The sequence below is a fragment of the Cryobacterium sp. TMN-39-2 genome (assembly GCF_004402745.1).
Lineage (GTDB): Bacteria > Actinomycetota > Actinomycetes > Actinomycetales > Microbacteriaceae > Cryobacterium > Cryobacterium zongtaii.
Genome location: NZ_SOFX01000003.1, coordinates 1 through 21,596, shown reverse-complemented (window position 1 = coordinate 21,596; position 21,596 = coordinate 1). Strand labels below are relative to the sequence as shown.

The 21,596-nt window shown below is 69.0% G+C and carries 24 protein-coding genes; 9 read left to right on the top strand and 15 right to left on the bottom strand.

Annotated features, from left to right (window positions below; translation table 11 throughout):
* Positions 1–28: 28 nt before the first annotated feature.
* Positions 29–871, bottom strand: a complete 843-nt coding sequence (locus E3O57_RS00255; protein WP_088457247.1) for an ABC transporter permease — start codon at positions 869–871, stop codon at positions 29–31.
* Positions 868–1,863 carry an ATP-binding cassette domain-containing protein gene (locus E3O57_RS00250; protein WP_103459122.1) on the bottom strand — a complete coding sequence of 332 codons (996 nt, stop codon included), beginning with the start codon at positions 1,861–1,863 and terminating at the stop codon, positions 868–870. The genes E3O57_RS00255 and E3O57_RS00250 overlap by 4 nt, the downstream gene beginning before the upstream one ends.
* A gap of 84 nt (positions 1,864–1,947) precedes the next feature.
* On the opposite strand from E3O57_RS00250, the gene E3O57_RS00245 reads away from it, so the two are divergent.
* Positions 1,948–2,589 carry a TetR/AcrR family transcriptional regulator gene (locus tag E3O57_RS00245; protein ID WP_088457249.1) on the top strand — a complete coding sequence of 214 codons (642 nt, stop codon included), beginning with the start codon at positions 1,948–1,950 and terminating at the stop codon, positions 2,587–2,589.
* 5 nt (positions 2,590–2,594) lie between these two features.
* Here the strand turns inward: E3O57_RS00245 and E3O57_RS00240 are convergent, their stop codons facing one another.
* From E3O57_RS00240 to E3O57_RS00230, 3 genes are all read right to left on the bottom strand, one after another.
* Positions 2,595–3,557, bottom strand: a complete 963-nt coding sequence (locus E3O57_RS00240; RefSeq protein ID WP_103478884.1) for a hypothetical protein — start codon at positions 3,555–3,557, stop codon at positions 2,595–2,597.
* A 67-nt stretch (positions 3,558–3,624) separates the two neighbouring features.
* Entirely contained in the window at positions 3,625–4,644 is a 1,020-nt protein-coding gene (locus E3O57_RS00235) for a hypothetical protein (protein WP_103478883.1), read from the bottom strand.
* A 50-nt stretch (positions 4,645–4,694) separates the two neighbouring features.
* On the bottom strand, positions 4,695–5,777 hold the full coding sequence (locus E3O57_RS00230; RefSeq protein ID WP_133159728.1) for a hypothetical protein: 1,083 nt from the start codon (positions 5,775–5,777) through the stop codon (positions 4,695–4,697).
* A gap of 180 nt (positions 5,778–5,957) precedes the next feature.
* Between E3O57_RS00230 and E3O57_RS00225 the strand changes: the two genes are divergently transcribed.
* The 4 genes from E3O57_RS00225 to E3O57_RS00210 all read left to right on the top strand — a co-directional run bounded on the left by E3O57_RS00225 (position 5,958) and on the right by E3O57_RS00210 (position 8,739).
* Complete coding sequence (locus E3O57_RS00225) at positions 5,958–6,629, top strand: potassium channel family protein (protein ID WP_088457253.1); 672 nt, start codon at positions 5,958–5,960, stop codon at positions 6,627–6,629.
* Positions 6,630–6,858: 229 nt separating this feature from the next.
* Complete coding sequence (locus E3O57_RS00220) at positions 6,859–7,359, top strand: CarD family transcriptional regulator (protein WP_066597804.1); 501 nt, start codon at positions 6,859–6,861, stop codon at positions 7,357–7,359.
* A gap of 40 nt (positions 7,360–7,399) precedes the next feature.
* Positions 7,400–8,227 carry an endo alpha-1,4 polygalactosaminidase gene (locus E3O57_RS00215; RefSeq protein WP_103478881.1) on the top strand — a complete coding sequence of 276 codons (828 nt, stop codon included), beginning with the start codon at positions 7,400–7,402 and terminating at the stop codon, positions 8,225–8,227.
* Positions 8,228–8,337: 110 nt separating this feature from the next.
* Positions 8,338–8,739 carry an SPW repeat protein gene (locus tag E3O57_RS00210; RefSeq protein WP_103478880.1) on the top strand — a complete coding sequence of 134 codons (402 nt, stop codon included), beginning with the start codon at positions 8,338–8,340 and terminating at the stop codon, positions 8,737–8,739.
* A gap of 247 nt (positions 8,740–8,986) precedes the next feature.
* Here E3O57_RS00210 and E3O57_RS00205 read toward each other — a convergent pair whose 3' ends face one another.
* The 3 genes from E3O57_RS00205 to E3O57_RS00195 all read right to left on the bottom strand — a co-directional run bounded on the left by E3O57_RS00205 (position 8,987) and on the right by E3O57_RS00195 (position 10,678).
* Entirely contained in the window at positions 8,987–9,775 is a 789-nt protein-coding gene (locus tag E3O57_RS00205; RefSeq protein WP_103459117.1) for a membrane protein insertase YidC, read from the bottom strand.
* A 91-nt stretch (positions 9,776–9,866) separates the two neighbouring features.
* The gene (locus E3O57_RS00200; RefSeq protein WP_103478879.1) at positions 9,867–10,214 is read right to left on the bottom strand and encodes a DUF6412 domain-containing protein; all 348 of its coding nucleotides are present in this window, start codon (positions 10,212–10,214) and stop codon (positions 9,867–9,869) included.
* Between the two features lie 74 nt (positions 10,215–10,288).
* Positions 10,289–10,678, bottom strand: coding sequence for a DUF6855 family protein (locus E3O57_RS00195; protein ID WP_103478963.1), 390 nt, complete (start codon positions 10,676–10,678; stop codon positions 10,289–10,291).
* A gap of 139 nt (positions 10,679–10,817) precedes the next feature.
* Here E3O57_RS00195 and ppk2 point away from each other — a divergent pair, with 139 nt between their 5' ends.
* The gene (ppk2, locus tag E3O57_RS00190; protein WP_240632267.1) at positions 10,818–11,675 is read left to right on the top strand and encodes a polyphosphate kinase 2; all 858 of its coding nucleotides are present in this window, start codon (positions 10,818–10,820) and stop codon (positions 11,673–11,675) included.
* Positions 11,676–11,682: 7 nt separating this feature from the next.
* Here ppk2 and E3O57_RS00185 read toward each other — a convergent pair whose 3' ends face one another.
* A complete protein-coding gene (locus tag E3O57_RS00185) occupies positions 11,683–11,910 on the bottom strand; it encodes a three-helix bundle dimerization domain-containing protein (protein ID WP_103478962.1) in 228 nt (75 codons plus the stop codon).
* Between the two features lie 96 nt (positions 11,911–12,006).
* A complete protein-coding gene (locus tag E3O57_RS00180; RefSeq protein ID WP_103459115.1) occupies positions 12,007–12,570 on the bottom strand; it encodes a TetR/AcrR family transcriptional regulator in 564 nt (187 codons plus the stop codon).
* Between the two features lie 92 nt (positions 12,571–12,662).
* On the opposite strand from E3O57_RS00180, the gene E3O57_RS00175 reads away from it, so the two are divergent.
* Positions 12,663–13,499: an alpha/beta fold hydrolase gene (locus E3O57_RS00175; RefSeq protein ID WP_103459114.1), complete on the top strand. Its 837-nt coding sequence runs from the start codon at positions 12,663–12,665 to the stop codon at positions 13,497–13,499.
* 104 nt (positions 13,500–13,603) lie between these two features.
* Here E3O57_RS00175 and E3O57_RS00170 read toward each other — a convergent pair whose 3' ends face one another.
* From E3O57_RS00170 to E3O57_RS00155, 4 genes are all read right to left on the bottom strand, one after another.
* A complete protein-coding gene (locus E3O57_RS00170; protein ID WP_103459113.1) occupies positions 13,604–15,058 on the bottom strand; it encodes an NAD(P)/FAD-dependent oxidoreductase in 1,455 nt (484 codons plus the stop codon).
* Between the two features lie 71 nt (positions 15,059–15,129).
* The gene (locus E3O57_RS00165; RefSeq protein ID WP_241990245.1) at positions 15,130–16,302 is read right to left on the bottom strand and encodes an AI-2E family transporter; all 1,173 of its coding nucleotides are present in this window, start codon (positions 16,300–16,302) and stop codon (positions 15,130–15,132) included.
* Positions 16,303–16,459: 157 nt separating this feature from the next.
* Positions 16,460–18,214: a pyruvate dehydrogenase gene (locus E3O57_RS00160; RefSeq protein ID WP_103459111.1), complete on the bottom strand. Its 1,755-nt coding sequence runs from the start codon at positions 18,212–18,214 to the stop codon at positions 16,460–16,462.
* A gap of 124 nt (positions 18,215–18,338) precedes the next feature.
* Positions 18,339–19,040, bottom strand: coding sequence for a hypothetical protein (locus tag E3O57_RS00155; RefSeq protein WP_103478878.1), 702 nt, complete (start codon positions 19,038–19,040; stop codon positions 18,339–18,341).
* Between the two features lie 83 nt (positions 19,041–19,123).
* Between E3O57_RS00155 and E3O57_RS00150 the strand changes: the two genes are divergently transcribed.
* Positions 19,124–19,879, top strand: coding sequence for a phosphotransferase (locus tag E3O57_RS00150; RefSeq protein WP_103478877.1), 756 nt, complete (start codon positions 19,124–19,126; stop codon positions 19,877–19,879).
* A 49-nt stretch (positions 19,880–19,928) separates the two neighbouring features.
* Here E3O57_RS00150 and E3O57_RS00145 read toward each other — a convergent pair whose 3' ends face one another.
* Positions 19,929–20,984, bottom strand: coding sequence for a substrate-binding domain-containing protein (locus tag E3O57_RS00145; protein ID WP_341476128.1), 1,056 nt, complete (start codon positions 20,982–20,984; stop codon positions 19,929–19,931).
* Positions 20,985–21,224: 240 nt separating this feature from the next.
* On the opposite strand from E3O57_RS00145, the gene E3O57_RS00140 reads away from it, so the two are divergent.
* On the top strand, positions 21,225–21,596 hold a 372-nt coding region (locus E3O57_RS00140; RefSeq protein ID WP_174776290.1), incomplete at its 3' end, for a class II aldolase/adducin family protein.

The window sequence follows — 21,596 nt, the reverse complement described above, 5'->3', positions numbered from 1 at the left end:
CTCCCTCTGGTTGATTTTCCGAACCCGGTCAGCGGGAGCTGATCGAGGCGAACTTACGGATGCACAATGGCACGAACACCACGAGCAGCACAACAACCCCGATGAGCACGGTCAGCACCGGATTCTGCAGCGTCCAGACATCCGGCACCGGAGCGCTGCCCTCGTTGCCGAACAGCTCGCGGGCGGCCTGCACGAGCGCTGACACCGGGTTGAGTTCCGCGAAGACCCGCAACGGGTCGGGCAGGGTCTCGATCGGCACGAACGCGTTGGAGATGAAGGTGATCGGGAACAGGATGATGAACGAGGCGTTGTTGATCACCTCGGGTGAGCGCACGCTCATGCCCAGCAGCGCCATCACCCAGCTGAACGCATAGCTGAACAGCAGCAATAGCCCGAGCCCGGCGAAGAACTCCCCCATCGACGAGTTCACCCGCCAGCCGACCAGGAAGCCGGTGGCCATCATGATGATCATCGAGATGGTGTTGAGCACCAGGTCACCGTTGGTGCGGCCGACCAGCACCGCCGACGAGCTCATCGGCAGGCTGCGGAACCTGTCGATGATGCCGTCCTTGAGGTCCTGGGCCATGGCCGACCCGGAGAAGGTGGAGCCGAACACCACCGTCTGGGCGAAAATGCCGGCCATCAGGAACTGCACGTAGTCGGTGCCCTGCACCGCGATGGCGCCGGCGTACACCTGGCTGAACAGCAGCACGAACATGATCGGCTGGATGACGGCGAACACCAGCATGTCCGGGGTGCGCTTGATCTTGATGAGGTTGCGCTTGGTGGTCGTCCAGCCGTCCGAGTACCACAGCGACAGCGGGTTCCAGGTGGGCGGCGCCGGGGCGGGCCGGGTGGCGGTGGCGGTCATTTCACCTTCTCCATCTTGTCGTCTTCGTTTTCGCCCGCCGCCATGTCGGCCTTGTGCCCGGTGAGTTTGAGGAACACGTCATCGAGGGTGGGCCGGCGCATGCCGGCGTCGTGCAGTTCGATGCCGGCGGTACGCAGGTCGGCGAGCACATGTTGCAGCGCCGGCGGGCCGTCGGTCACGGCCACGTCGAGGCCGCGTCCGTCGCTGGAAACCTGCGGTTCACCCGCTCCGTACCGGGCGAGCACCTCGCGGGCGGCGGGGGCGTCGGCCGCGTCGACCAGGGCGATCACCACCCGGTGGCCGCCGATCTGCGCCTTGAGCTCGTCGGAGGTGCCCTCGGCGATGACCTTGCCATAGTCGATGACCGCGATGCTGTCGGCCAGCTGGTCGGCCTCCTCGAGGTACTGGGTGGTGAGCAGCACCGTGGTGCCGTTGTCGACGAGCTTGTTGATCACGCCCCACAGCGCGATCCGGCTGCGCGGGTCGAGCCCGGTGGTCGGTTCGTCGAGGAAGAGGATCTTGGGGTTGAACACCAGGGCGCCGGCCAGGTCGATGCGTCGCCGCATGCCGCCGGAGAAGCCCTTCACCGGCCGGTTACCGGCCGCGGTGAGCTCGAACAGGTCGATCAGCTCCTGCGCCCGTCGCCGGGAGGCCGCGCCGCCGAGGTGGTAGAGCCGGCCCACCATTTCGAGGTTCTCGAAGCCGGTGAGGTTCTCGTCGACGGCCGCGTACTGGCCGGAGACCCCGATGATGCTGCGCACCGCCTTCGGGTCCTCGAGCACGTTGATGCCGTCCACGACAGCGGTGCCGGTGTCGGGCCGGATGAGGGTGGTCAGGATTTTGACCACCGTGGTCTTGCCGGCGCCGTTGGGCCCGAGGATTGCCTTGACGGTGCCGCGCGGCACGGTCAGGTCGAGTCCGGCGAGCGCGTGCACCGGTCCGGACTTGGATTTGTAGGTCTTGGTAAGCCCGAAGGCTTCGATGATTGTCATGCCATACCCCTGCCGTCGGATGGCTACACTGATATGTGTACGTTGTGCACATGTGAGCTTTTATCGTAACGAAACGGATGCGCGTTGACAACGGGTCTCGGCAATTCTCCGGCGCGAACTTCGTACCGGCATGGCGACCTGCGCCGCGCCCTCATCGAGGCCGGCGTCGACCTGGCCGGCGAGGGCGGGCCGTCCGCTGTGGTGCTGCGTGAGGCCACCCGGCGGGTCGGGGTCACCCCCAGCGCGGCGTACCGGCATTTCGCTGACCGGCAAGCGCTGTTGGATGCCGTGTGCTCGAGCTGCCAGGCGCTGGTGGCGGGGGCCATCGAGGCCGATCAGGCGCGCATCCCCGCGACGGACGCGACAGAGTCGGCCCGGCTGCGCTTTCGCGCCGTGGGCACCGGGTATCTGCGTTTCGCCCTCGAGGAGCCCGGCCGGTTCCAGACCGCGTTCTCGGCGTCGTCGGACCTGGAGAGCGCCACCAGCTCCGCGCGCGCCGGCGAGCGCGGCCTCACCCCGTTCCAGCTGCTCACCGTCGCGCTCGATGATCTGGTGACCGAGGGTCTGCTGCCGGCCGAGCGCCGGCCGGCGGCGGAGTTCCTGGCCTGGTCTGCCGTGCACGGGCTGGCGGAACTGTTCATCGACGGGCCGCTGCGGGCCCTGCCGGACCCTGTGAAGCAGACCCTGATCACCCGGGTGATCGACATGGTGGAGCAGGGGCTGTAGCCGCCTCAGCCGGCCGCTGCCTCTGAGCCCACCTCCACGCTCCCGTCGGGGCGCCAGGTGAGGTAGGTATTCAGCGGGCCCGTCAGCGAGCCGTCGACCGGCGACGAGAAGATCCCCTCCGCCCGCCAGTACAGCCGCAACCCCGTCGCCGGGAACTCCTGCTCCAGGGTGCACGTCGACAGATAGTCCAGGGTCTGGGGCACCACAATCAGGCAGACCATGTTCGAGGTCGTGCGGGCGACGTAGTAGACCAGCTGCGGCACGGATCCCGCCTCGACCGAGCCCATCGAACCCAGTTGCCGCAGGGTCGGCGGGTCAAACACCTCAGGGAGCGGGATCGCGGGCAGGTCCTCCGGCGTCTGCTCCCGCTGGAAGGCCGACAGCGCGAGGGGTGGTGAGGTGCTGGCAGCGGTGGGCGAGGGCGTCGGCGCGGGCGCGCCGCCCGGCATGGTGCCGGCGGAGAACTGTCCGCCGACGATCACGCCCACCAGCACCGCGGCGATGAGGCCGCCGATGAGCAACAACCGCCGTCGCGCCGCGGCGGGACGAGGCGCATCCGCCGCTGGCCAGTCATCCGCTTCGCCGACCGCGTCGGGTTCGGCGGTGTCTCCGGGGCCACCCCGGTTGTCGGCTCCGGCGAGCGCCGCGCCGACACCTGTCTGCGCAGCGATCACGGCCGCATCGATGGCGCCGGTCTCCCGAATGATCTCGGCCTCGAGCCTGCGCAGGTCCTCGTGCACCCGATGATCGCCCGCGGCGTCGGCGTCCGCCGCGAACACCCGGTGCTGCAGAGCACGCACTCGGGCCAGCGGCGCGAGCAAGCCGCCCGGCGACGTGTCGAGCGGATGCGACGCCCACCACAACGCGTCGAGAACGTCCCAGCTCCCGGCGTGGTGAGAGCGCACCGCCTCGAGGAATTCGGGGTCGTTCAGCGCCAGGTCGTACAGGTCGTCGTGGTGCTGTGCCACTGGGTCCCCCTCATCGCTGGGCACAGCCTGACACACGGGCCGGCGGTGCGCTCACCCCGCTGCGGGGCTACGGGCCGGTGGGCGAGCGGAGCGTCATTTCCGAGGTGACCTCACCCGTGCGGCCCCAGATCACGGTGACATCACCGATCATGTCGCCCATCTCGTCCTCCACGTAGAAGTCCGGCGGCAACTGCGCGAGGTAGTCAGCGCTCTCCCAGGACAGGCGCAACCCGATCGACGGATATTCGGACTCGAGGGCGCAGGTCGACAGGTAGCCGCTGCCCTCCGGAATCGCAACGAGGCAGATCAGGCTGCCGCTCGCCCGCACCGCGTAGAACGGTGACCGCCCCACCAGGTTCGGGTCCTCCGCCCACCCCGCCGAGCCCAGATATCTGAAGGAGTCCGGCTCGAAGGTGGCGGACATCGCCTGCGCGGGGATGTCCTCCGGACGCTGCTCCTGCGCGAACAGCGCCGCCGGGTTGCCGGGTGTCTCGGCGGTGGCGCTCGCGGACGGCGCCGGCGACGAGGCCGCCTCGGTGAGCCGGCTGCCCAACACCGCGCCGATCACGGCTGCCGCGACCAGGGCCGCGGCCACGATCGCGGAAGGCAGCAACCGTCGGCGCGCGGTGCGCCCGGTCGGGACCTCGGCGGGCGTCGCCGGTGCGGGTGAGTCGCCGGTGCCCTCGGTCGGGTCGGCGGATGGGTCGAGGTGCGGCGGGCCGTCGGCTGGCGGGGCGGGCTGCCCCGGGTCGGCCGTGCGGCGCCTGAGGTCAGCGTGGGCGGCGGTGATCGCGTCCGTCGCGGCCGAGCGTTCGGCCACGATCTCGGCCTCGAGCTCCCGCACGACCTGGGCCACAGCGTGGTCGCCGGCAGCGTCGCCATCCGCCGCGAAGACCCGGCGTTGCAGCTCCCGCAGCCGGTGGATGGGCGACGGGCTCCCGCTCGGGGCGGGGTCTTCAGGGTGCCACTCCCACCAGAGCGCATCGAGCAGGCTCCACCGACCGGTATGGGCCGCGGTCGCCGCCGCCAGGAAGCGCTGATCAGCCAGCGCCTGGTCATACGGGTCGTCGTAGACGTTCTCAACCAATGAAACCCCCATCATTGTTGCACCCAGCCTGTCACACCCCGCGGCCGGCTTCAGGGGACCAGCGCCCGGCCCGTGCCCCGCGTCTCGATCGTCGAGTCCCGCATCCAAGTCACCGTGATGTCCATCACCATCGCCGTCCGGCCGTTCTCTTCCACCGGAAGAACGTCGTTGCTCTGCCAGGACGGGCGGAGGCCGCCCCGGGGAAAGTCCGCCTCGAGGGTACAGGTGGTGAGATAGCCGGCGCCCTCGGGCATCGCCACGAGGCAGATCGTGTTCGACGCACCGCGCGCGGCGTAGTAGGGCGAATCCGTCACGCCGTTGGCATCGACGTCCCGCCACCCCGCCGAGCCGAGATATCTGAACGAGGCGGGGTCGTAGGCCCCCGGCAGCGGCACCCGCGGGATGTCCTGGCCGGTCTGGACCCGGGCGAAGACCTGGGCCGCCAGCACCGGCACGGTCGGGGTGCGGGTGCTGGTTGCGGTGGGGGTGGGTTCCGGGGCGCCGGACCGACTGGCGCTGGTCACCTGGCTGCCCACGAGGGCTCCGAGCAGCAACGCTCCGACCAGGCCGGCCAGCAGCAGCAGGCGGCGGCGCGGAGGCACCCACCGGGGCGTGCTGCCGACGATGCTGCTGCTGCTGCTGCCGACGACGACGTGAGGGGCGAACGGCGTCCAGGTGGCCGGCTGCTCGGTGCCGGACGACTCGGTGCCCGGCTGCTCGATGGCCGGCGACTCTGAGTCCGGCGGCTCGCGACCCGCGTGCGCTGCAGCGAGCGCCGCGCCGATGTTCGCCTGTTCTTCCCCGATCTCCTCTTCCAGCTCACGCACGGCATCGGCCACGGCGCCGTCGCCGGCCGCGTCGCCATCCGCCGCGAACAACCGGCGTTGCAGGCTGCTCAACCGGGCGACGGGTGAGGGACTGCCGCTCGGGGCCGCCTCGGCGGGATGCGTGCACCACCAGAGCGCGTCGAGCACCGGCCAGTGGCCCCGGTGGGCCGCGGTCACGGCGCGCAGAAAGTCCGGATCGGTCAGGGCGCGCTCGTACGGGTCATCGTCACGCCGCGCCTGTGCCACGAGACTCCCGTCATTGATGCGCACATCCTGCCACCATCCGACCGATCCGGCCCCGGGCATCCGCCGGCCTTGCCCGGTCGGCGCGAGAAGGACACCGTGCGGTTTCCGCTGAAACGCCCGGTGCCCTACGCGCTGGTCGAGCGGCTCACCCGCGCCCTCATCGCCGCGCGGGCGACGTAGAACCGTCGGCGCGGCCCCGCCGCCATTGGCCGGGTCACCGGCCGGTGGCAGGATGCCCGCATGATGGCGACCGGCATCCGTACCAACCCGTGGGGCGGGCAGCGCCAGACACGCTGGCAACAGGCGGTGGACTGGCCGCTCACGATCGCAGCCATCCTCTTCCTGGTCGCCTATTCGATCACGGTGATCGGCGATGTGGATGTCGCCACCGCCGACCTCCTGCGGCTGCTGATCCTGGTCAGCTGGGCGCTGTTCCCGGTGAGCTACCTCGTGGAGATCGCCCTCGCCGACCACCCCTGGCAGTGGGTGCTGCACCATCCGGTGAACCTGCTCTTCGTGTTGCTGCCGCTGCTGCGGCCACTGCGGCTGCTGCGGGTCGTCGCGCACAGCAACGTCTTCCAGCAGTCTGCGGGCACGGCCTTCCGCGCCAGGGTGCTGGTCTACCTCGCCGGCGCCGCGACCCTGGTCACCTACATCGCCGCCCTCGCCGTACTCGAGGCCGAACGAGCGACCCCGGACGCCAACATCACCTCGTTCGGTGACTCCTTCTGGTGGGCCGCCGTGACCATCACCACCGTCGGCTACGGCGATTTCACTCCGGTCACCCTACGCGGGCGCACCATCGCCACCGCGCTGATGCTCGGCGGCGTGGCCGTGCTGGGTGTCCTCACGGCCACCCTCTCGTCCTGGATCGTGCAGCGGGTGTCCGAGCTCGAGGACCGCCACAAGTAGCCGAAACCCGGCCGCGGACTCGAATAGGGCCAGCGAGGCGGGAATGATACACTCTCCGAATACCCTTAACGAACCGCTGTGCCATTTTCAGTCGCGTGTTGTATCCAGTGAGTTGCCCTGGGTGCGTCGAATCGGCTGTGGCAGCACCGCGGCGGAGCACGGCCGGCGCCCCGCGCCGCCGTCCGGGTGATACGTCAACCACGCTCAACGAATTATGAGGCTGCATCAGATGATTTTCGAAGTCGGCGAGACCGTCGTCTATCCCCACCACGGCGCGGCAACCATCACCGCGGTCGAGACCCGCACGATCAAGGGTGTCGAGAAGCGTTACATCACGCTCACCGTCCACCAGAGCGACCTGGCCATCAACCTGCCCATCGACAACGCCGAGCTCGTAGGCGTGCGCGACGTCATCGACGCCGCCGGTGTCGAGGCCGTCTTCGACGTGCTCCGCAGCGATGTCGAAGAAGAGCCCAGCAACTGGTCGCGTCGCTACAAGGCCAACACCGAGAAGATGGGCAGCGGCAGCGTCTATCGCGTCAGCGAGGTCGTTCGCGACCTGTGGCGCCGCGACCGCATCTCCGGCGTCTCCGCCGGCGAGAAGCGGATGCTCATCAAGGCCCGCCAGGTTCTCGTCTCCGAGCTCGCGCTCGCGCAGAAGTCCACCGAAGAAGAGGCCTTCGTCACCCTTGACGACGTGCTGAACGCCAGCGTCGCCGAAGTCGCCTAGTTCACCACCTCTGTAGTTCATCACCTTGACGCGTCGCCGGATGCGCAGCCTGTCTGCTGCCGCCCGGCGGCGCGTTTGTGTTGTCGGGGTGCTGGTGGGCCTGGCGCTGTCCGGCTGCGCGTCCGGCCCGTCGCCCGCATCCGGCCCGGTGCCGCCGCCGGTGGGCGGTGGCCTCGACTATCAGCTCGGCGGCGCCTACGACCCACCAGCCGGAGTGGACATCGTCGTGCGTGACAGCACCGATGAGCCCGCGGCCGGCCTTTACTCGGTGTGTTACCTGAACGGTTTCCAGACCCAGCCGGCAGACTCCCAGCGGATACTCGAGGATTCGCCCGAGCTGATCCTTACAGCCGGCGGCGGGCCGGTGCGCGACGAGAATTGGCCGGACGAGCTTCTATTCGACACCGGCAGCGCCGGGAAGCGCACCGCACTCGCCGCGCTGCTGCTCCCCCTACTGACGAACTGTGCGACGTCCGGCTTCGACGCCGTGGAGATCGACAACCTCGACTCGTACACCCGGTCGGCCGGTCTGCTCACCGCCGAGGACAATGTCGCGTTCGCACGCATCCTGGTCGCCGCCGCGCACGACGAGGGCCTGGCGATCGGCCAGAAGAACGCCGCCGACCTGGCGGAGCCCCTCGCCGAGCTGTTCGACTTCGCCGTCGCCGAGGAATGCGACCGTTGGCAGGAGTGCGGGCTCTACCGGGCGGCCTACGGCGATCGGGTGCTGGCCATCGAATACACCGACGACCTGCGCGTTGACTTCGCCACGGTCTGCGCGGTCCCTGACCGGCCGCGGTCGATGATCCTGCGCGACCGCGATCTCGTCGTGACCGGCGCACCGGGGTACGTATACCAACGCTGCTGAGGCTGCTCCGCCGACCGGGTTCGGTGGGGCGACCAAACCATCCGGCCGACGGCGGCGAATCAGTGTCGTGAGGCAACGGGCCTTGCGGTTCACACTTCAGGAGCTCCCCCATGCGATTCATTCCCACCAAGGTCCACGCGGTCCTCGACTACGTCGTTGCGATCGCCCTGATCCTCGCCCCCACCATCTTCATGTTCGAAGAGGTCGGCGGCGCCGCGGTCATCGTCCCCCGCGTCCTCGGCGTCGGCCTGATCCTCTACAGCCTGTTCACCCGCTACGAGCTGGGCCTGATCAAGGTCATCGGCATGCCGATCCACCTCGTCTTCGACGTGCTGGCATCGATCGTCCTGATCGCGTCGCCGTTCCTGTTCGGCTTCGCTGACGAGGCGCCGAACGCCTGGCTGCCGCACATCGTCGTCGGCATCGCCGTGATCCTCGTCGTGCTGTGCTCGAAGAGCCAGACCGGCGTCAGCGTCTCCGGCACCAAGGCGCACGCCAACAGCGTCGCCTGACCCGCACTGCCCTCGACTGCGGCAGGCGCCCCCGGCACTGGGAGCGCCTGCCGCTTTTTCGCGCCCGGACACGCCGAGTTGCCGCAAGATGCCCCATCCGACCGTGCTTAGCGGGATCTTGCGGCATGTGGATGAATAACCCGCGCTCGACTTGCCGGAAAGTGCCCCCTCGGGCGCGCGCATGGGGCGTTTTGCGGCAAGTCGACGGCGCGCCACTGTCCCTACCGCGGCGGGCTGGTCCGGCGGACTAGCGCGCCGGACGCAGCATCCGCCACAGCAGCGCTCGCTCGGTTACGCCCCAGAGCGCGCTCACCGTGAGGTAGATCGCCGCGGCCAGCGGCACGAAGGCAGCGAAGACCACGCTGATCAGCGGCAGCCAGCTGAGCACACCGGTCATGGTCGCCTGGGCGGCGGGCGAGAGCGCACCCGGGGCGGCCGGCGACGCCGCGCCAGGGGCGGGCGCGGCGGCGGATACGGCTCCCTGGGCCAGCATCAGCCGTCGGCTGAGCAGCTGGGCCACCAGCAGCACGCCGAGCAGCACGCCGCCGACCAGAAGCACCGTGGGGGTGGGTCCGGCACCCCAACCGGTGAGGATGCTTGTGCCCAGCGGACTGCCGAACAGGCCACCGGCGAGAAGGGCGTTGTCGTGCCCGTTGATGGTGCCCAACACAAACAGGCCGTAGACGATCGAGAGGATCGGCGCCTGCACCAGCAGGGGCAGGCACCCGGCCAGCGGCGAGGCGTTCTCGGCGGCGTAGAGGGCGGCCGTCTCGCGTTGCAGCCGCTCCGGGTTGGTGCCGTGCAGCCGCCGCAGCTCGGTCAGCCGCGGGGCGAGGCGTTGGCGCACCTGCTGCGCGCGCGCTTGGGACACCCCCACCGGGATGAGCAGCAGGCGCAGGGCGAGGGTGAGCACGATGACGGCGAGGGCCGCCGCGTTCGCGGTGGCGAACGGTGTGAGGAACAGGGTGAGGTTGTGCAGAACGGCGTAGGCCGCGTCGAGCACGGCCGCGATGGGGCCGAAGGCATAGATGTCCATGGAAACTCCCGGTCGGAATACGGAAAACGAGGAACCGTATGGTCGCGACAGGGCGGCGGGGCACCCGGCGGGTGCGGCGCGAGAGAGCTCCCTAGGCGACCGGGAGGGCGCGGCCCGGGGCGCGCGGCTGAGGCTTGCCTGGCGCATCCGGAACGCTTTGGCCGACCTGGGAGGCCAGCTCGGGGTAGGGCCGGGCGACGGGGGTGGGGGCGCCGGTGAGCACCATGACCAGCATCGCGAGCACCTGCTGGGCCGCGCCGGTGACGGCCACGGCCGAGGCGGCCAGGGTGAACAGCGCCGCGAGGGCGAGCAGCTCGCCGAAGCCGCGGCCGCCGAGGGAGAGCGCACCGAGGCCGAACCCGGAGCCCAGGCTCAGGCCGAGTAGCACCGACAAGCGGGCGGTCGGCGACGCCGGCGGCATCAACGTGCGTGCGCGCATCCGGGGCCCCTTTCTTGCGGTCGACCCGGCCAGCCTAGCCGGATGCAGCGCGCCTGCGCTCAGCGCGGCCGGACTCAGAGCGCCCGCATCGAATTGTTGCGCTTCTCGTGGGTGAGCTCGGCCAGGCCCAGGTGCTCGAGCAGCGGGGGCAGGTACATGCCGAAGCGACCGCGGTAGCCCTTGCGCAGGCCGTACCAGCCGCCGACCGGATTGTCCGGGGACCGGCCCCACGCTTCGACGCTGCCCTCCGGGGCGGTCTTCTGTTCGTCGCTGGCGCCGAGCGGCACCCAGTCGCCCTGCTCGACCAGCCAGGCGTGCAGGTCGTCGATGGCCCTGGCCTGATACTTCAGGGTCGTGGCGCCCACCTGGCAGACGAGGTCGTCGCCCTCGCGGTACATCGAGTACGTCGAGGTACCGGGGGCGGTCGTGAGCTGCCAGGGCTCGGCAGGCGTTCCGTCGGTCATCAGGGTCTCCATTCGTCAGCGAATGCGGGGAACCCACCGGCTCCCTTCGGCCCCAGCCTAGGCCGGGCGCCGCGAAACGCCACGGCGCCGTCACGCCACCGAGTACGCTGAGCGCACGTGAATCAGGGAGGACCCGCGCATGGCGAAGAAGGATGCATCCGCCACACCCCGCATGGACAAGAAGCTCTACGAGGGCGAGCTGCGTCGGCTGCAGTCCGACCTCGTGACCATGCAGGAGTGGGTCCGCGAGTCCGGCGCCCGGATCGTGGTGATCTTCGAGGGTCGTGATGCCGCCGGCAAGGGGTCGGCCATCAAGCGGGTCACCGAGTACCTCAATCCGCGCATTGCGCGCATCGTGGCGCTGCCGGTGCCCACCGACCGCCAGCGCGGCCAGTGGTATTTCCAGCGCTACATCGAGCATCTGCCCACCGCGGGCGAGATCGTACTGATGGACCGGTCCTGGTACAACCGTGCGGGCGTCGAGAAGGTGATGGGCTACTGCACGCCAGACGAATACCGCCGGTTCCTGCACCAGGCTCCCCTGTTCGAACGGATGCTCGTCGAAGACGGCATCATCCTGCTCAAGTACTGGTTCTCGGTGTCCGATCGGGAGCAGGAACTGCGCTTCCGGTCACGGCTGAACGATCCGATGCGGCGCTGGAAGCTCTCGGACACCGATGTGCTCTCGATCACCAAGTGGGTGGACTATTCGAAGGCCAAGGACGAGATGTTCGTGCACACCGACATCGCCGAGGCACCCTGGTGGGTGGTCGAAAGCGAAGACAAGCGCGCCGCCCGCCTGAACATGATCAGCCATTTCCTGTCGATGGTGCCCTACGAGCAGATGGAGCCGCCGCCCGTGCACATCCCGCACCGGCCGCCGTCGTCGGACTACGAGCGGCCACCGCGCGAGCTCACGCGCCCGGTGCCCGATCACGCGGCGCGCATCACCGAGCTGGCCGCGGAGGCCAAGGCCAAGAAAAAGAAGAAGAGCTGACCCGGGGTCAGCCGATGGTGCGGGGTCGGGCGGGTCCGCGCAAGCGCGCCTTGGCCCCGTGCTCGATCAGCACCGGGACGTAGTCGCGGATCGGCTTGCCGTCGAGCAGGTGGCGTTCCTCGGTGACGACGCCTTCGATGACCGACCGCGGCCGATCGGGAAACTTCTCGGCGAGCCTGTCGATGACTTGGGAGACGGCCTGGTCTTCGTGCTGCTGACGTTCTTGAGTGTCCACGGGATCAGTTTGCGCCGACGCCCGCACCCGGGTCAACTTCGGAGATACTGAACGCCCCACCCTGCACGGACGTGCGCGCCCGCGTCGCGACGATGGTCAGGCCGCGCGGGCCCCGTCGAGCAGGGCCTCGGCGGCGGCGCGGGCCGATCTGGCGGCATCCGGGGTGCCACAGATGGCCGCGGTGGTCTGAGCGCCCTCGGCCAGCAACACCAGCATGGGTGCCAGCTCGGCCGGGGCGCCGGCCGCCGCGACCAGCTTCCCGACGTAGCCCTGGAAACCGACCTTCTGGGCCCGGGCGGCCTCGGCCACGGCCGGCACCGTCGCACCGAGTTCACCGAAGGCGTTCACGAATCCGCAGCCCCGGTAGTCGTCGCTGACGAAGCACTCGAGCAGATAGTCGTAAATCGACAGCACCCGCTCGCGCGGGGTCGTCGCGGTCGCGGCAGCGCGTTCCAGGCCGGCGGACCACTGCTCGTGCCTGCTGTGCAGCACGGCGAGCACGATCGCCTCCTTCGACGGGAAGAGGGCATAGAGCTTCTTCAGCGACAGCCCGGTCTCGGCGCGCAGTTCGTCCATCGACACGGCCTGGATGCCCCGGCTGTAATACAACCGGTCGGCGGCGGCGGTCGCGACTTCACGCGGGCTACTTACAGTGTTCACACAAACCTCACTTGCATTGAGAACGTTCGTTCTCTAGGCTAGCAAACAGATCGGAGAACGCACGTTCTCTGACAGACGAAGGAGACCATGACATGTCGTTCATCACGGTTGGCACAGAGAACAGCACCAACATCGACCTCTACTACGAAGATCACGGAACCGGCCAGCCGGTGGTGCTGATCCACGGCTTCCCGCTCGACGGGCACTCCTGGGAGAAGCAGTCTGCGGCCCTCCTCGACGCGGGCTACCGCGTGATCACCTACGACCGCCGCGGCTTCGGCCAGTCCAGCCAGCCCACGGTCGGGTTCGACTACGACACCTTCGCCGCCGACCTCAACGTCGTGCTCGAGACCCTCGACCTGCGGGACGTCGTCCTGGTCGGCTTCTCGATGGGCACCGGCGAGGTCGGTCGGTACCTGGGCAGCTACGGGTCCGACCGGGTGGCGAAGGCCGTCTTCCTCGCCTCCCTCGAGCCGTTCCTGCTCAAGACCGACGAGAACCCGGGCGGCGCCGCGCCGCTGGAGTTCTTCGAGGGCATCGTCGATGCCGTCAAGGCCGACCGCTACGCGTACTTCACCGAGTTCTACACGAACTTCTACAACACGGCCGAGAACCTCGGCAGCCGACTGAGCGTCGAGGCCCTGCAGAACAGCTGGAATGTGGCCGCCGGCTCCGGATCGTTCGCGGCGGCCGCGGCCCCGCTGACCTGGATCACCGACTTCCGTGCCGACGTGGCGAAGATCACGGTGCCCTCTCTGATCGTGCACGGCACGAGTGACAACATCCTGCCGATCGACTCCACCGGCCGGCTCTTCGCGAAGGCCCTGCCTGCGGCCGAGTACGTCGAGATCGACGGCGCCCCGCACGGGATGCTGTGGACCCACGCGGCCGAGGTCAACGAGGTTCTGCTGGCTTTCCTGGCCAAGTAGGCGGCACCCCTCGACCACCGCAACTGTTGCCCGTGCGGACGACTGTGCCCGGCGTACCGGGCGCACCTGTCCGCATGGGCAACGGTTGGGCCTAGGGGCATGCCTCAGGGGCGCTGGGCGGGCGGAGCCTCAGCCAGGAGGGTGCGGGCGGCGAGGCCGATGATGGCGCTGTAGGTGGGGTAGGCGAACCGCACGTGGGCGAGGGTCGCCACATCCACGCCGGCGGCGATGGCCGTGGTCACCGACTGCACCACCTCGATGGCGTTCTCGCCCACGGCGTGTGCACCGAGGATCAGCTCCCGGCGCCGGTCGGAGATCAGCATCAGGAACCCGCGTTCCCTGTCGTCGATCACCGCTCGGTCCAGGCTCGCATACGGCACCGTGGCCACCACGCAGAGCGGGTCACGGGCACGTGCCTGCTCCTCGGTGAGCCCCACCCCGGCATAGTCGGGATCGGTGAACCCGCCCGCGGGCAGCAGGTGGTGCGGGGTGCGACGGTTGGTGCCCAGCACCGCGTTCTCGGCCGCGGCCTCACCCTCGAACTGGGCGGCCTGCACGAGCATGTCGCGGCCGTTCGCGTCGCCGACGGCGAAGATGTGCGACACCTCGCTGCGGAAGTACTGGTCGACGGGAATCGCGGACCGCTCCGTGGCCACGCCCGCGTTAGCGAGGCCCAGGTCGTCGACATCCGCCGGCCAGCCGGTCGCCATGATCACGGCATCGAACTGCCCTGACACCGGTTCACCGGCCGCACGCCAGGTCAGGAGGATCGAGCCATCCGGCTGCTTCACCAGCGACTCGACGGTCTCGATGCCGGTCTCCACCCGAGTGCCCTGCTCGCGGAACGCCGTGGTCACCCCGGCGGAGACGGCGGCGTCCGAGGCCATCAGGATCCGCGGTGCCACATCGAGCAGCGTCACCCTCGAGCCGAACGAACTGAAAATGGTCACCAGCTGGGCGCCGGTGTTGCCGCCGCCGATCACCGCGAGGCGTTCGGGCAGGGCGGGCAGGGTGAGTACGTGTTCGGGCACCGTCGCCAGGTCGGCGCCGGGGATCGGCAGCCGGCGTGAGTGACCGCCCACGCAGATCAGGATGTTATCGGCGCTGATGCGGCGGCCGCTGTCGAGCTCCACGGTGTGCGGGTCGACGAACCGGGCCCGTCCCTCGAGGACGAGGTCGATGCCGGCGGCGCTGAACCGCTCGGCCTCGCGTTTGATCGACCGTACTCTGTCGACGGATTCGGTGACTCTGGCGGCCGTGGTGCGCCAGTCGAATCGCTGGATGACGGCCTCGATGCCGTAGGTCTCGGCGGTGCGCACCTCGCGCATCAGCCTGGCCGCCTTCGCGAGCGCCCGGGTGGGCACGCAGCCGGTGTTCACACAGGTGCCCCCGGTGCGATCGGCCTCGACGACCACGACCCCGGCCCCCAGCTCGGCCGCGCGGAGGGCAGCGGCCGTGCCGGCGGGGCCGGCGCCGATCACCAGCACGTCGTAGTGCGAGCGGGGTGCGGTGGCCGCGGCGGAGCCGGCCGGGGAGGAGACAGTGGGATCAGCGGGCATGGGAACCTCCTGGCAACAGAACGGAGCACCGACTCTGCCAGCGGGTCCTGAGAAAAGCCCCTGACCGGCAGCTAGGCGGGGCCTGGCACACCCTTGGTCGGCTTGCCCTGGCTGGACTTGGCCGCCCGGCCGGCCTTGCGCAGGGCGCGCTGGCGGGCATCCTCGACCTTCATCAGGGTGCGGGTTTCATCGAGGTCGCCGATCAGGGGGCGCCACCAGGCGGCCGCGGGGTCGGCATCCACCAGGATCGTTCGGATCAGCAAGGTGAGCGGAATCGCCAGGATCGCGCCGATGGCACCGAGCACGATCGCCCAGAACAGCACCGAGGCGAAGGTGAGGGATTGGCTGAGGGCGACGGCGTTGCCGACCACCCGGGGCTGCACGATCGACTGCACCACCCCGTTGACGATCGCGTAGATCACGATCACGGGCAGCGCGAGCTCCCAGCCGCCGGTGAGGAACGCGAACACCGTGGGCGGGATGATGGCGATGAAGTAGCCCACATTGGGGATGAAGCTGCACAGGAATGACAGCAGCCCCCAGAGGAACGCGCCCGGCACCCCGAGCAGCACGAGCGCCACGGCGTTCAAGACACCTTGGACGATGCCGAGGAGGGTGGTGGCCACCATGTAGCGGCGCACGCTGGAGGCGAAGTTCGTCAGGGCCTCCACCAGTGTGGGTCGGGTCGGCCGCAGTTGGGTGAGCAGGGTGGGCAGGTAGCCGGCGTCCGCCGCCATCAGGATCAGCATGGTCAACACGATCACGAGGGCGACCGTGATGTTGGTGATGCTGCCGAAGAGTCCGGAGACGACCGAAGCCAGATTGCTCGGGTCAAGGCTGTCCTCGACGGCCTGCACCTGCGCCGAGCCGAATCCGAGGCTCGCGAGCCAGTCGGTGATGGTGGTGGCGATGTCGCTGATCTGGCTGGAGAACTGGGGCAGCAGGGTGGCGAATTGGCCCAGGGCCAGGCCCAGCGCCGCCACGAAGGCCGCCAGCACGATGAACACCGTCGCGACAACGGATCCCGTGGCCAGACCCCGCGGCACGCCGCGCCGTTCCAGGCTCCGGCGCACCGGGTGGGCGCAGATGGTGAGCACCAGCGCCAGGAGGATCGGCGCCGCGATCCCGGCTAGGGCGGCCAGGCCGAAGACCGCCACCGTGGCACCGCCCAGACCGACGAGGATCGACGTGCTGCGGTGCGACGAGACCGGCGGACCGACGATCACCGGCTCGTCGCTGGCCACGCCTGGGGGGTGCGCCTCGTCCCTCTGGGGTCGGTTCCTGGATCGGCGTCGCCACATGGGGTCCCTTCCGCATCGGTTCGCGTCAGGCACAGTGTCCTCCCCCGCAGCCCGCCGCGGCGTCACCCGTTTCGGGTGAGCCCGCGGAGTTAGGCGGGCGTCAGAGCCCGGGTAGGTGCCGGATGTTGGACCGCGCCATCTGCACCGCCTCACCCACCCCACCGTTGAGCACGGTCTTCGACAGGGCCAGCGCGAAGCCCTTCACCTGCTTGGCGGTCACGTTCGGCGGCAGGGACAGCGCCAGCGGGTCGGTGACGATGTCGACCAGGGCGGGCCCCTCGTGGGCGAAGGCGGCCGTGAGCGCGGACCGCAGCGCCGCGGGGTCCTCCACCCGCACGGCATGGAAGCCGAGCGCGGTGGCCACGGCAGCGTAGTCGACGGCGGGCACGTCGACACCGAAGTCGGGGTACCCGTCGACGAACATCTCCAGTTTCACCAGGCCCAGAGTGGAGTTGTTGAACACCACGACCTTCACCGGCAGCTGCTGCGCGGCGATGGTGATGAGCTCGCCGAGCAACATCGCCAGTCCACCGTCGCCGCTGATGGTGACCACTTGGCGGTCGGGGTAGGCGCTCTGGGCGCCGATCGCCTGCGGCACCGCGTTGGCCATCGACCCGTGCAGGTACGAGCCGATCAGCCGGCGACGCCCGTTGGGGGTGAGGTACCGGGCCTGCCAGACGTTGCCCATGCCGGTGTCGGCGGTGACGATGGCGTCGTCGGCGACGAGCTCATCGAGCATGGCCGCCGCGAACTCCGGGTGGATCGGGCGGCCGTGGTCGACATCCGTGTAGGTGCCGACGACCGAGCTGAGCAGTTTCCCGTGCTTCTTGAGGGTGCGTTCGAGGAAAGCCCGGTCGGTCTTCTTCGTCACCAGCTCGGTGAGGGCCGCGAGCGTGGCCGCCACGTCGCCGTGTACCGGATGGGTGACGCTGACCCGACGGCCCAGGTGGGACGGGTCGGTGTCGACCTGGGCGATGACCACCGTGTCGCCGTCGGGCAGGAACTGCTCATAGGGGAAGTCGGTGCCCAGAAGCAGCACCAGGTCGGCGTCGTGGATGCCGGCGTGCGCGGCCCCGTAGCCGAGCAGCCCGGTCATGCCCACGTCGAACGGGTTGTCGTACTGGATCCATTCCTTGCCCCGCAGGCTGTGCCCGACGGGCGCGGCGACGAGGTCGGCGAAGGCGATCACCGCGTCGTGGGCACCCGCGACACCGGCCCCGGCGAAGATCGCGACGGTCTTGGCCCGGTTGATCGCGTCGGCCAGGGCACGCACGTCATCCGCTGCGGGCACCACGGTCGGTCGCCCCGGCAACACGAAGCGGGGCACGGCGCCCTCGGCATCGAGTTCGGCGACGTCACCGGGCAGGGTGACCACCGATACCCCACCCAGGGCGACCGCGTGCCGCATGGCCGCGTTGACCACCTTGGGCGACTGCTCGGCGGAGGAGACCAGTTCCCGGTAGTGCGAGCACTCGGTGAAGAGCCGGTCCGGGTGGGTTTCCTGGAAGAAGCCGCTTCCGATCTGACCGGTCGGGATGTGGCTGGCGATGGCCAGCACCGGCGCTCCGCTGCGGTGTGCGTCGTAGAGTCCGTTGATCAGGTGCAGGTTTCCCGGACCGCAGCTGCCGGCGCACACGGCGAGGCGCCCGGTGAGCTGGGCCTCGGCGCCGGCCGCGAAGGCCGCGGCCTCCTCATTGCGCACGTGCACCCAGTCGATGCCGCCCTTGGCGGCTCCGCCGGTTCGACGCACGGCGTCGACGACGGGGTTGAGGCTGTCCCCGACGATGCCGTAGATACGGCGCACCCCGGCGTCCACGAGTTGGGCGATGATCTGGTCTGCGACGGTCTGAGCCATCGGTCAAGTAAACCCCGCGCGCCCGGCGCGGCGATATCCCTCGAGGGCACAGTCAGCGAACTCTCAGCGGCGCTGGACTTGGCTCACGGGGTAACGCCAGGGGCGTCAGCGTACCGAGGTCGGTCTAATCGCCCGCGGATACCGCGACCGGCATGACGTCCCAGACCACGGGTGCGGGGTAGAACGGATTTACGGCGGGATCAGGCGCCGAGAATGCCATGCCACCCAGGTTGTGCCAGCCCAACCCGACCACTGTGGAACCTTTGGGTGCCGTGTACAGCACACAGGCGAGGTACTCGTCGGGTCCCCGGTCCTCGTCGAGGTCGAACCGCTCGAGCTCGAACGGGCAGATCGTGTTCGCCGTCAGGGAGCCCATGTATTCGCGCTCCACGATGCCGCCTTCGGTGCCGTCGTCGAGCACCGGACGCAGGAGCGGGGTCGTGTAGGCGGTCACGCTGCCGGTGACCCAGCGGTACTGAATCACGGCGAAGAACGGGGTTTCCCCCGCGAACCCCGCACCGTTGTCGAAAACGTCCCAATAGGAGGGTTCTCCCTCGACGACACCCAACACGGTTGTCTCGATCGCGTCCCCCGGCACGCCCTTGTAGTTGGACTGCGGAAGCAGGGCGATCTCGCCGACCCCGAGGTGCTGTCCGGGCGTGGCCGTTGGCGCCCTGTCGACCGGCATGGCGACGGTGTCGAACGGCATCGCGGGTAACTGGTCGTCGTCGGCATTCCCCGAGCAGCCGGCCAGCAGAACGCCGACGGCGAGTGCGCCGACGAGCGGCAGCGCGGCCCCTCGACCCACCAGTTCACGAAGTCTCATGTGTATCCCCCTGTGGCAAACATCGCAGCGCCTCGGGACAAAAGCAATTCCGGGCAGGGGCATCGTCGTGGGAGGCTTACCGCGTGAACGGAAAACTGGCTGGCGGATTTGACGGCGGTGCCCATCTGGTCGACGGCACGATTCGTCGAATTCCCGGCCCGTGGACACCGGCCGTGAACGCCCTTCTGCAGCATCTGGCATCCACCGGTTTCGTCGGAGCGCCGCGCCCGCTCGGCTCTGACGCGCAGGGCCGCGACGTGCTCAGCTATCTCGACGGTTCGACCGTCGGCAACCTCCGCCCGTGGCCGCGCTGGACCCACAGCGACGGAGCGCTCCTGGATGTGGGCGACTGGCTCAGGCGGTATCACTCCGCCGTCGCCGACTTCGTCCCGCCCGCAGGGTCGCGGTGGCGCGAGGGCCGGACGTGGAAACCCGGCTTGATCATCGGCCACAACGATGCGGCGCCCTACAACGCGGTCTGGAATGCACACGGGCTCGTGGGTTTCGTGGACTGGGACATGGCCGGCCCGACCACGAGCGCCGAAGACCTCGCCTGGGTCGTCTTCTCCTGGGTGCCGCTCCACGAACGTCACCTCGTTGTTGACGAAGGATTCACCGCATTCGGCGAGCGCCGGGCTCGTTTGGAGTCGATTCTCCGGGTCTACGGGTGGGGCGGAACGACAGACGATGTGCTCGAGCTCATCCGTCAACGCGTGCAGACGCAACGGGACATCATCCGCTCAGTGGCCAGCAGCGGCGACGAGACCTATCGAAGGATGCTGGCTCACGGGGTCGATCTCACCCTTCAGTCCGCGTTGGGTGAGCTCGATACGGTCTGATGGCGTCGCTCGTGGGGATCGACACTGCGGGCCCCTGCAGGACTCGGCGTCAGCCGCGGGTGCGGGGTGCCGTGGTGCTGTCGCGCACGATCAGCTCCGGGGCGATCGCGGGAATCGTCTCCGCGGCCTCGCCACCCATCAGCTGCAGCAGACGGTCGACCGCGAGGCGGCCGACCTCGTCGAAGTCGAGCCGGATCGTGGTGAGTCCGGGCTGGAAATACCTGGCCTCGCTCATGTCGTCGAAGCCCACGACGCTCACGTCGCCAGGCACCGACAGGCCACGTTCGGTCAGGGCCTTCATGATGCCCAGGGCCATGGAGTCATTCGCGGCGAGCACCGCCGTGATGGCCGGGTTCTCGGCGATCAACAGTCCGGCGCGGTAGCCGGATTCAACGGTCCAGTCTGCCGTGGAGAACTCGGGGTTCACCGGGCGGTGGGCGACGGCCAGCTCGGCCAGCCAGCCGGCGCGGCGAGCGTCCGACGCCATCCAGCCCCGCGGTCCGGCCACGTGCCACACGGTGTCATGCCCGAGGTCGAGCAGATGCCGGGTGGCCAGTCGCGCCCCGAGCCCGTCGTCCATGGTCACGGCGTGAGAGCTGGCCGGCGCGCCCTGTTCGAAGCGGACGATGGGCACGTCCAGGTCCAACCCGTTGAGTACCGGGGCCGCGGCGGACATCGGTGCCAGCACGACAATCCCGTCCACGGAGTCACCGAGCAGGGTGTCCACGGCCGCCCGGACGTCATTCGAATCGACATCGGAGATGCTCACGAGGCTGGTGGCGTAGCCGTTGCGGCGCGCCTCCTCTGCGACGCCGAAGAGCACCATTGTCGAGCCGTGCACCGGCAGGGAATAGCTGAGCACCCCGAGGTTCATCGAACGATTGGTCGCCAACGCGCGCGCAGCCGAATTCCGGTTGTACCGCAGCTGGGTGATCGCCCGTTCGACCCGTTCCCGCACCTCGGGCCCCACATTGCTGTGGCCGTTCACGACCCGCGACACGGTTTGTTGGGACACTCCGGCGAGCCTGGCCACGTCGATCATGCGCACACTGCGGTTCGCCGGGCGCTGGCTCTCGCCCACCGGGCTCACGGGAGAAGTCGACATCGGTCAAGAATACCCTCATGGAGTGCGGGAGCGCACTATCAGGAGGTATCTCTGGTGCTTCGCCCAGTGACGGATGTCGGTCGAAATTCACTTGTTCATCAGGTAGCGTGCCCCATCGACTGCCCGCTGGAAACCAGAAACCGTCGTGATAGTGCGCTAACATTAAGCGCTGATAGTGCGCTAACATACAACCGCGTGATAGTTGTCTCAAAGCGCAACACAACGAAGGTGGAATGCTAAATGAGTTCCTATGAACCCGAGGTCGAGGTCGCGATCGCGCGTGTGCGGGCGGATATCGCTCGGCTGCACGGTGAGCTGACGGCCAATGGCTTGGTGGTGTGGACCGGCGGTAACGTGTCGGGTCGGGTGCCGGGCGCGGACTTGTTTGTGATCAAGCCGTCCGGGGTGGATTATGCGGATCTGGCGCCGGAGAACATGATTCTTTGTGATCTGGATGGCAGTGTCATTCCGGAGACTCCGGGTGCGGACCGGTCGCCGTCGTCGGACACGGCCGCGCACGCGTATGTGTACCGGAACATGCCCGAGGTCGGCGGGGTGGTGCACACGCATTCCACTTACGCGACGGCGTGGGCTGCGCGTGGTGAGGAGATC

What these genes read in the sequence shown, in the direction of transcription:
- E3O57_RS00255 (WP_088457247.1), bottom strand. Translation starts at nt 871, where the DNA reads ATGACCGCCACCGCCACCCGGCCCGCCCCGGCGCCGCCCACCTGGAAC.
- E3O57_RS00250 (WP_103459122.1), bottom strand. Translation starts at nt 1,863, where the DNA reads ATGACAATCATCGAAGCCTTCGGGCTTACCAAGACCTACAAATCCAAG.
- E3O57_RS00230 (WP_133159728.1), bottom strand. Translation starts at nt 5,777, where the DNA reads ATGCCCGGGGCCGGATCGGTCGGATGGTGGCAGGATGTGCGCATCAAT.
- E3O57_RS00225 (WP_088457253.1), top strand. Translation starts at nt 5,958, where the DNA reads ATGATGGCGACCGGCATCCGTACCAACCCGTGGGGCGGGCAGCGCCAG.
- E3O57_RS00220 (WP_066597804.1), top strand. Translation starts at nt 6,859, where the DNA reads ATGATTTTCGAAGTCGGCGAGACCGTCGTCTATCCCCACCACGGCGCG.
- E3O57_RS00215 (WP_103478881.1), top strand. Translation starts at nt 7,400, where the DNA reads ATGCGCAGCCTGTCTGCTGCCGCCCGGCGGCGCGTTTGTGTTGTCGGG.
- E3O57_RS00210 (WP_103478880.1), top strand. Translation starts at nt 8,338, where the DNA reads ATGCGATTCATTCCCACCAAGGTCCACGCGGTCCTCGACTACGTCGTT.
- E3O57_RS00205 (WP_103459117.1), bottom strand. Translation starts at nt 9,775, where the DNA reads ATGGACATCTATGCCTTCGGCCCCATCGCGGCCGTGCTCGACGCGGCC.
- E3O57_RS00200 (WP_103478879.1), bottom strand. Translation starts at nt 10,214, where the DNA reads ATGCGCGCACGCACGTTGATGCCGCCGGCGTCGCCGACCGCCCGCTTG.
- E3O57_RS00195 (WP_103478963.1), bottom strand. Translation starts at nt 10,678, where the DNA reads ATGACCGACGGAACGCCTGCCGAGCCCTGGCAGCTCACGACCGCCCCC.
- ppk2 (WP_240632267.1), top strand. Translation starts at nt 10,818, where the DNA reads ATGGCGAAGAAGGATGCATCCGCCACACCCCGCATGGACAAGAAGCTC.
- E3O57_RS00175 (WP_103459114.1), top strand. Translation starts at nt 12,663, where the DNA reads ATGTCGTTCATCACGGTTGGCACAGAGAACAGCACCAACATCGACCTC.
- E3O57_RS00170 (WP_103459113.1), bottom strand. Translation starts at nt 15,058, where the DNA reads ATGCCCGCTGATCCCACTGTCTCCTCCCCGGCCGGCTCCGCCGCGGCC.
- E3O57_RS00160 (WP_103459111.1), bottom strand. Translation starts at nt 18,214, where the DNA reads ATGGCTCAGACCGTCGCAGACCAGATCATCGCCCAACTCGTGGACGCC.
- E3O57_RS00155 (WP_103478878.1), bottom strand. Translation starts at nt 19,040, where the DNA reads ATGAGACTTCGTGAACTGGTGGGTCGAGGGGCCGCGCTGCCGCTCGTC.
- E3O57_RS00145 (WP_341476128.1), bottom strand. Translation starts at nt 20,984, where the DNA reads ATGTCGACTTCTCCCGTGAGCCCGGTGGGCGAGAGCCAGCGCCCGGCG.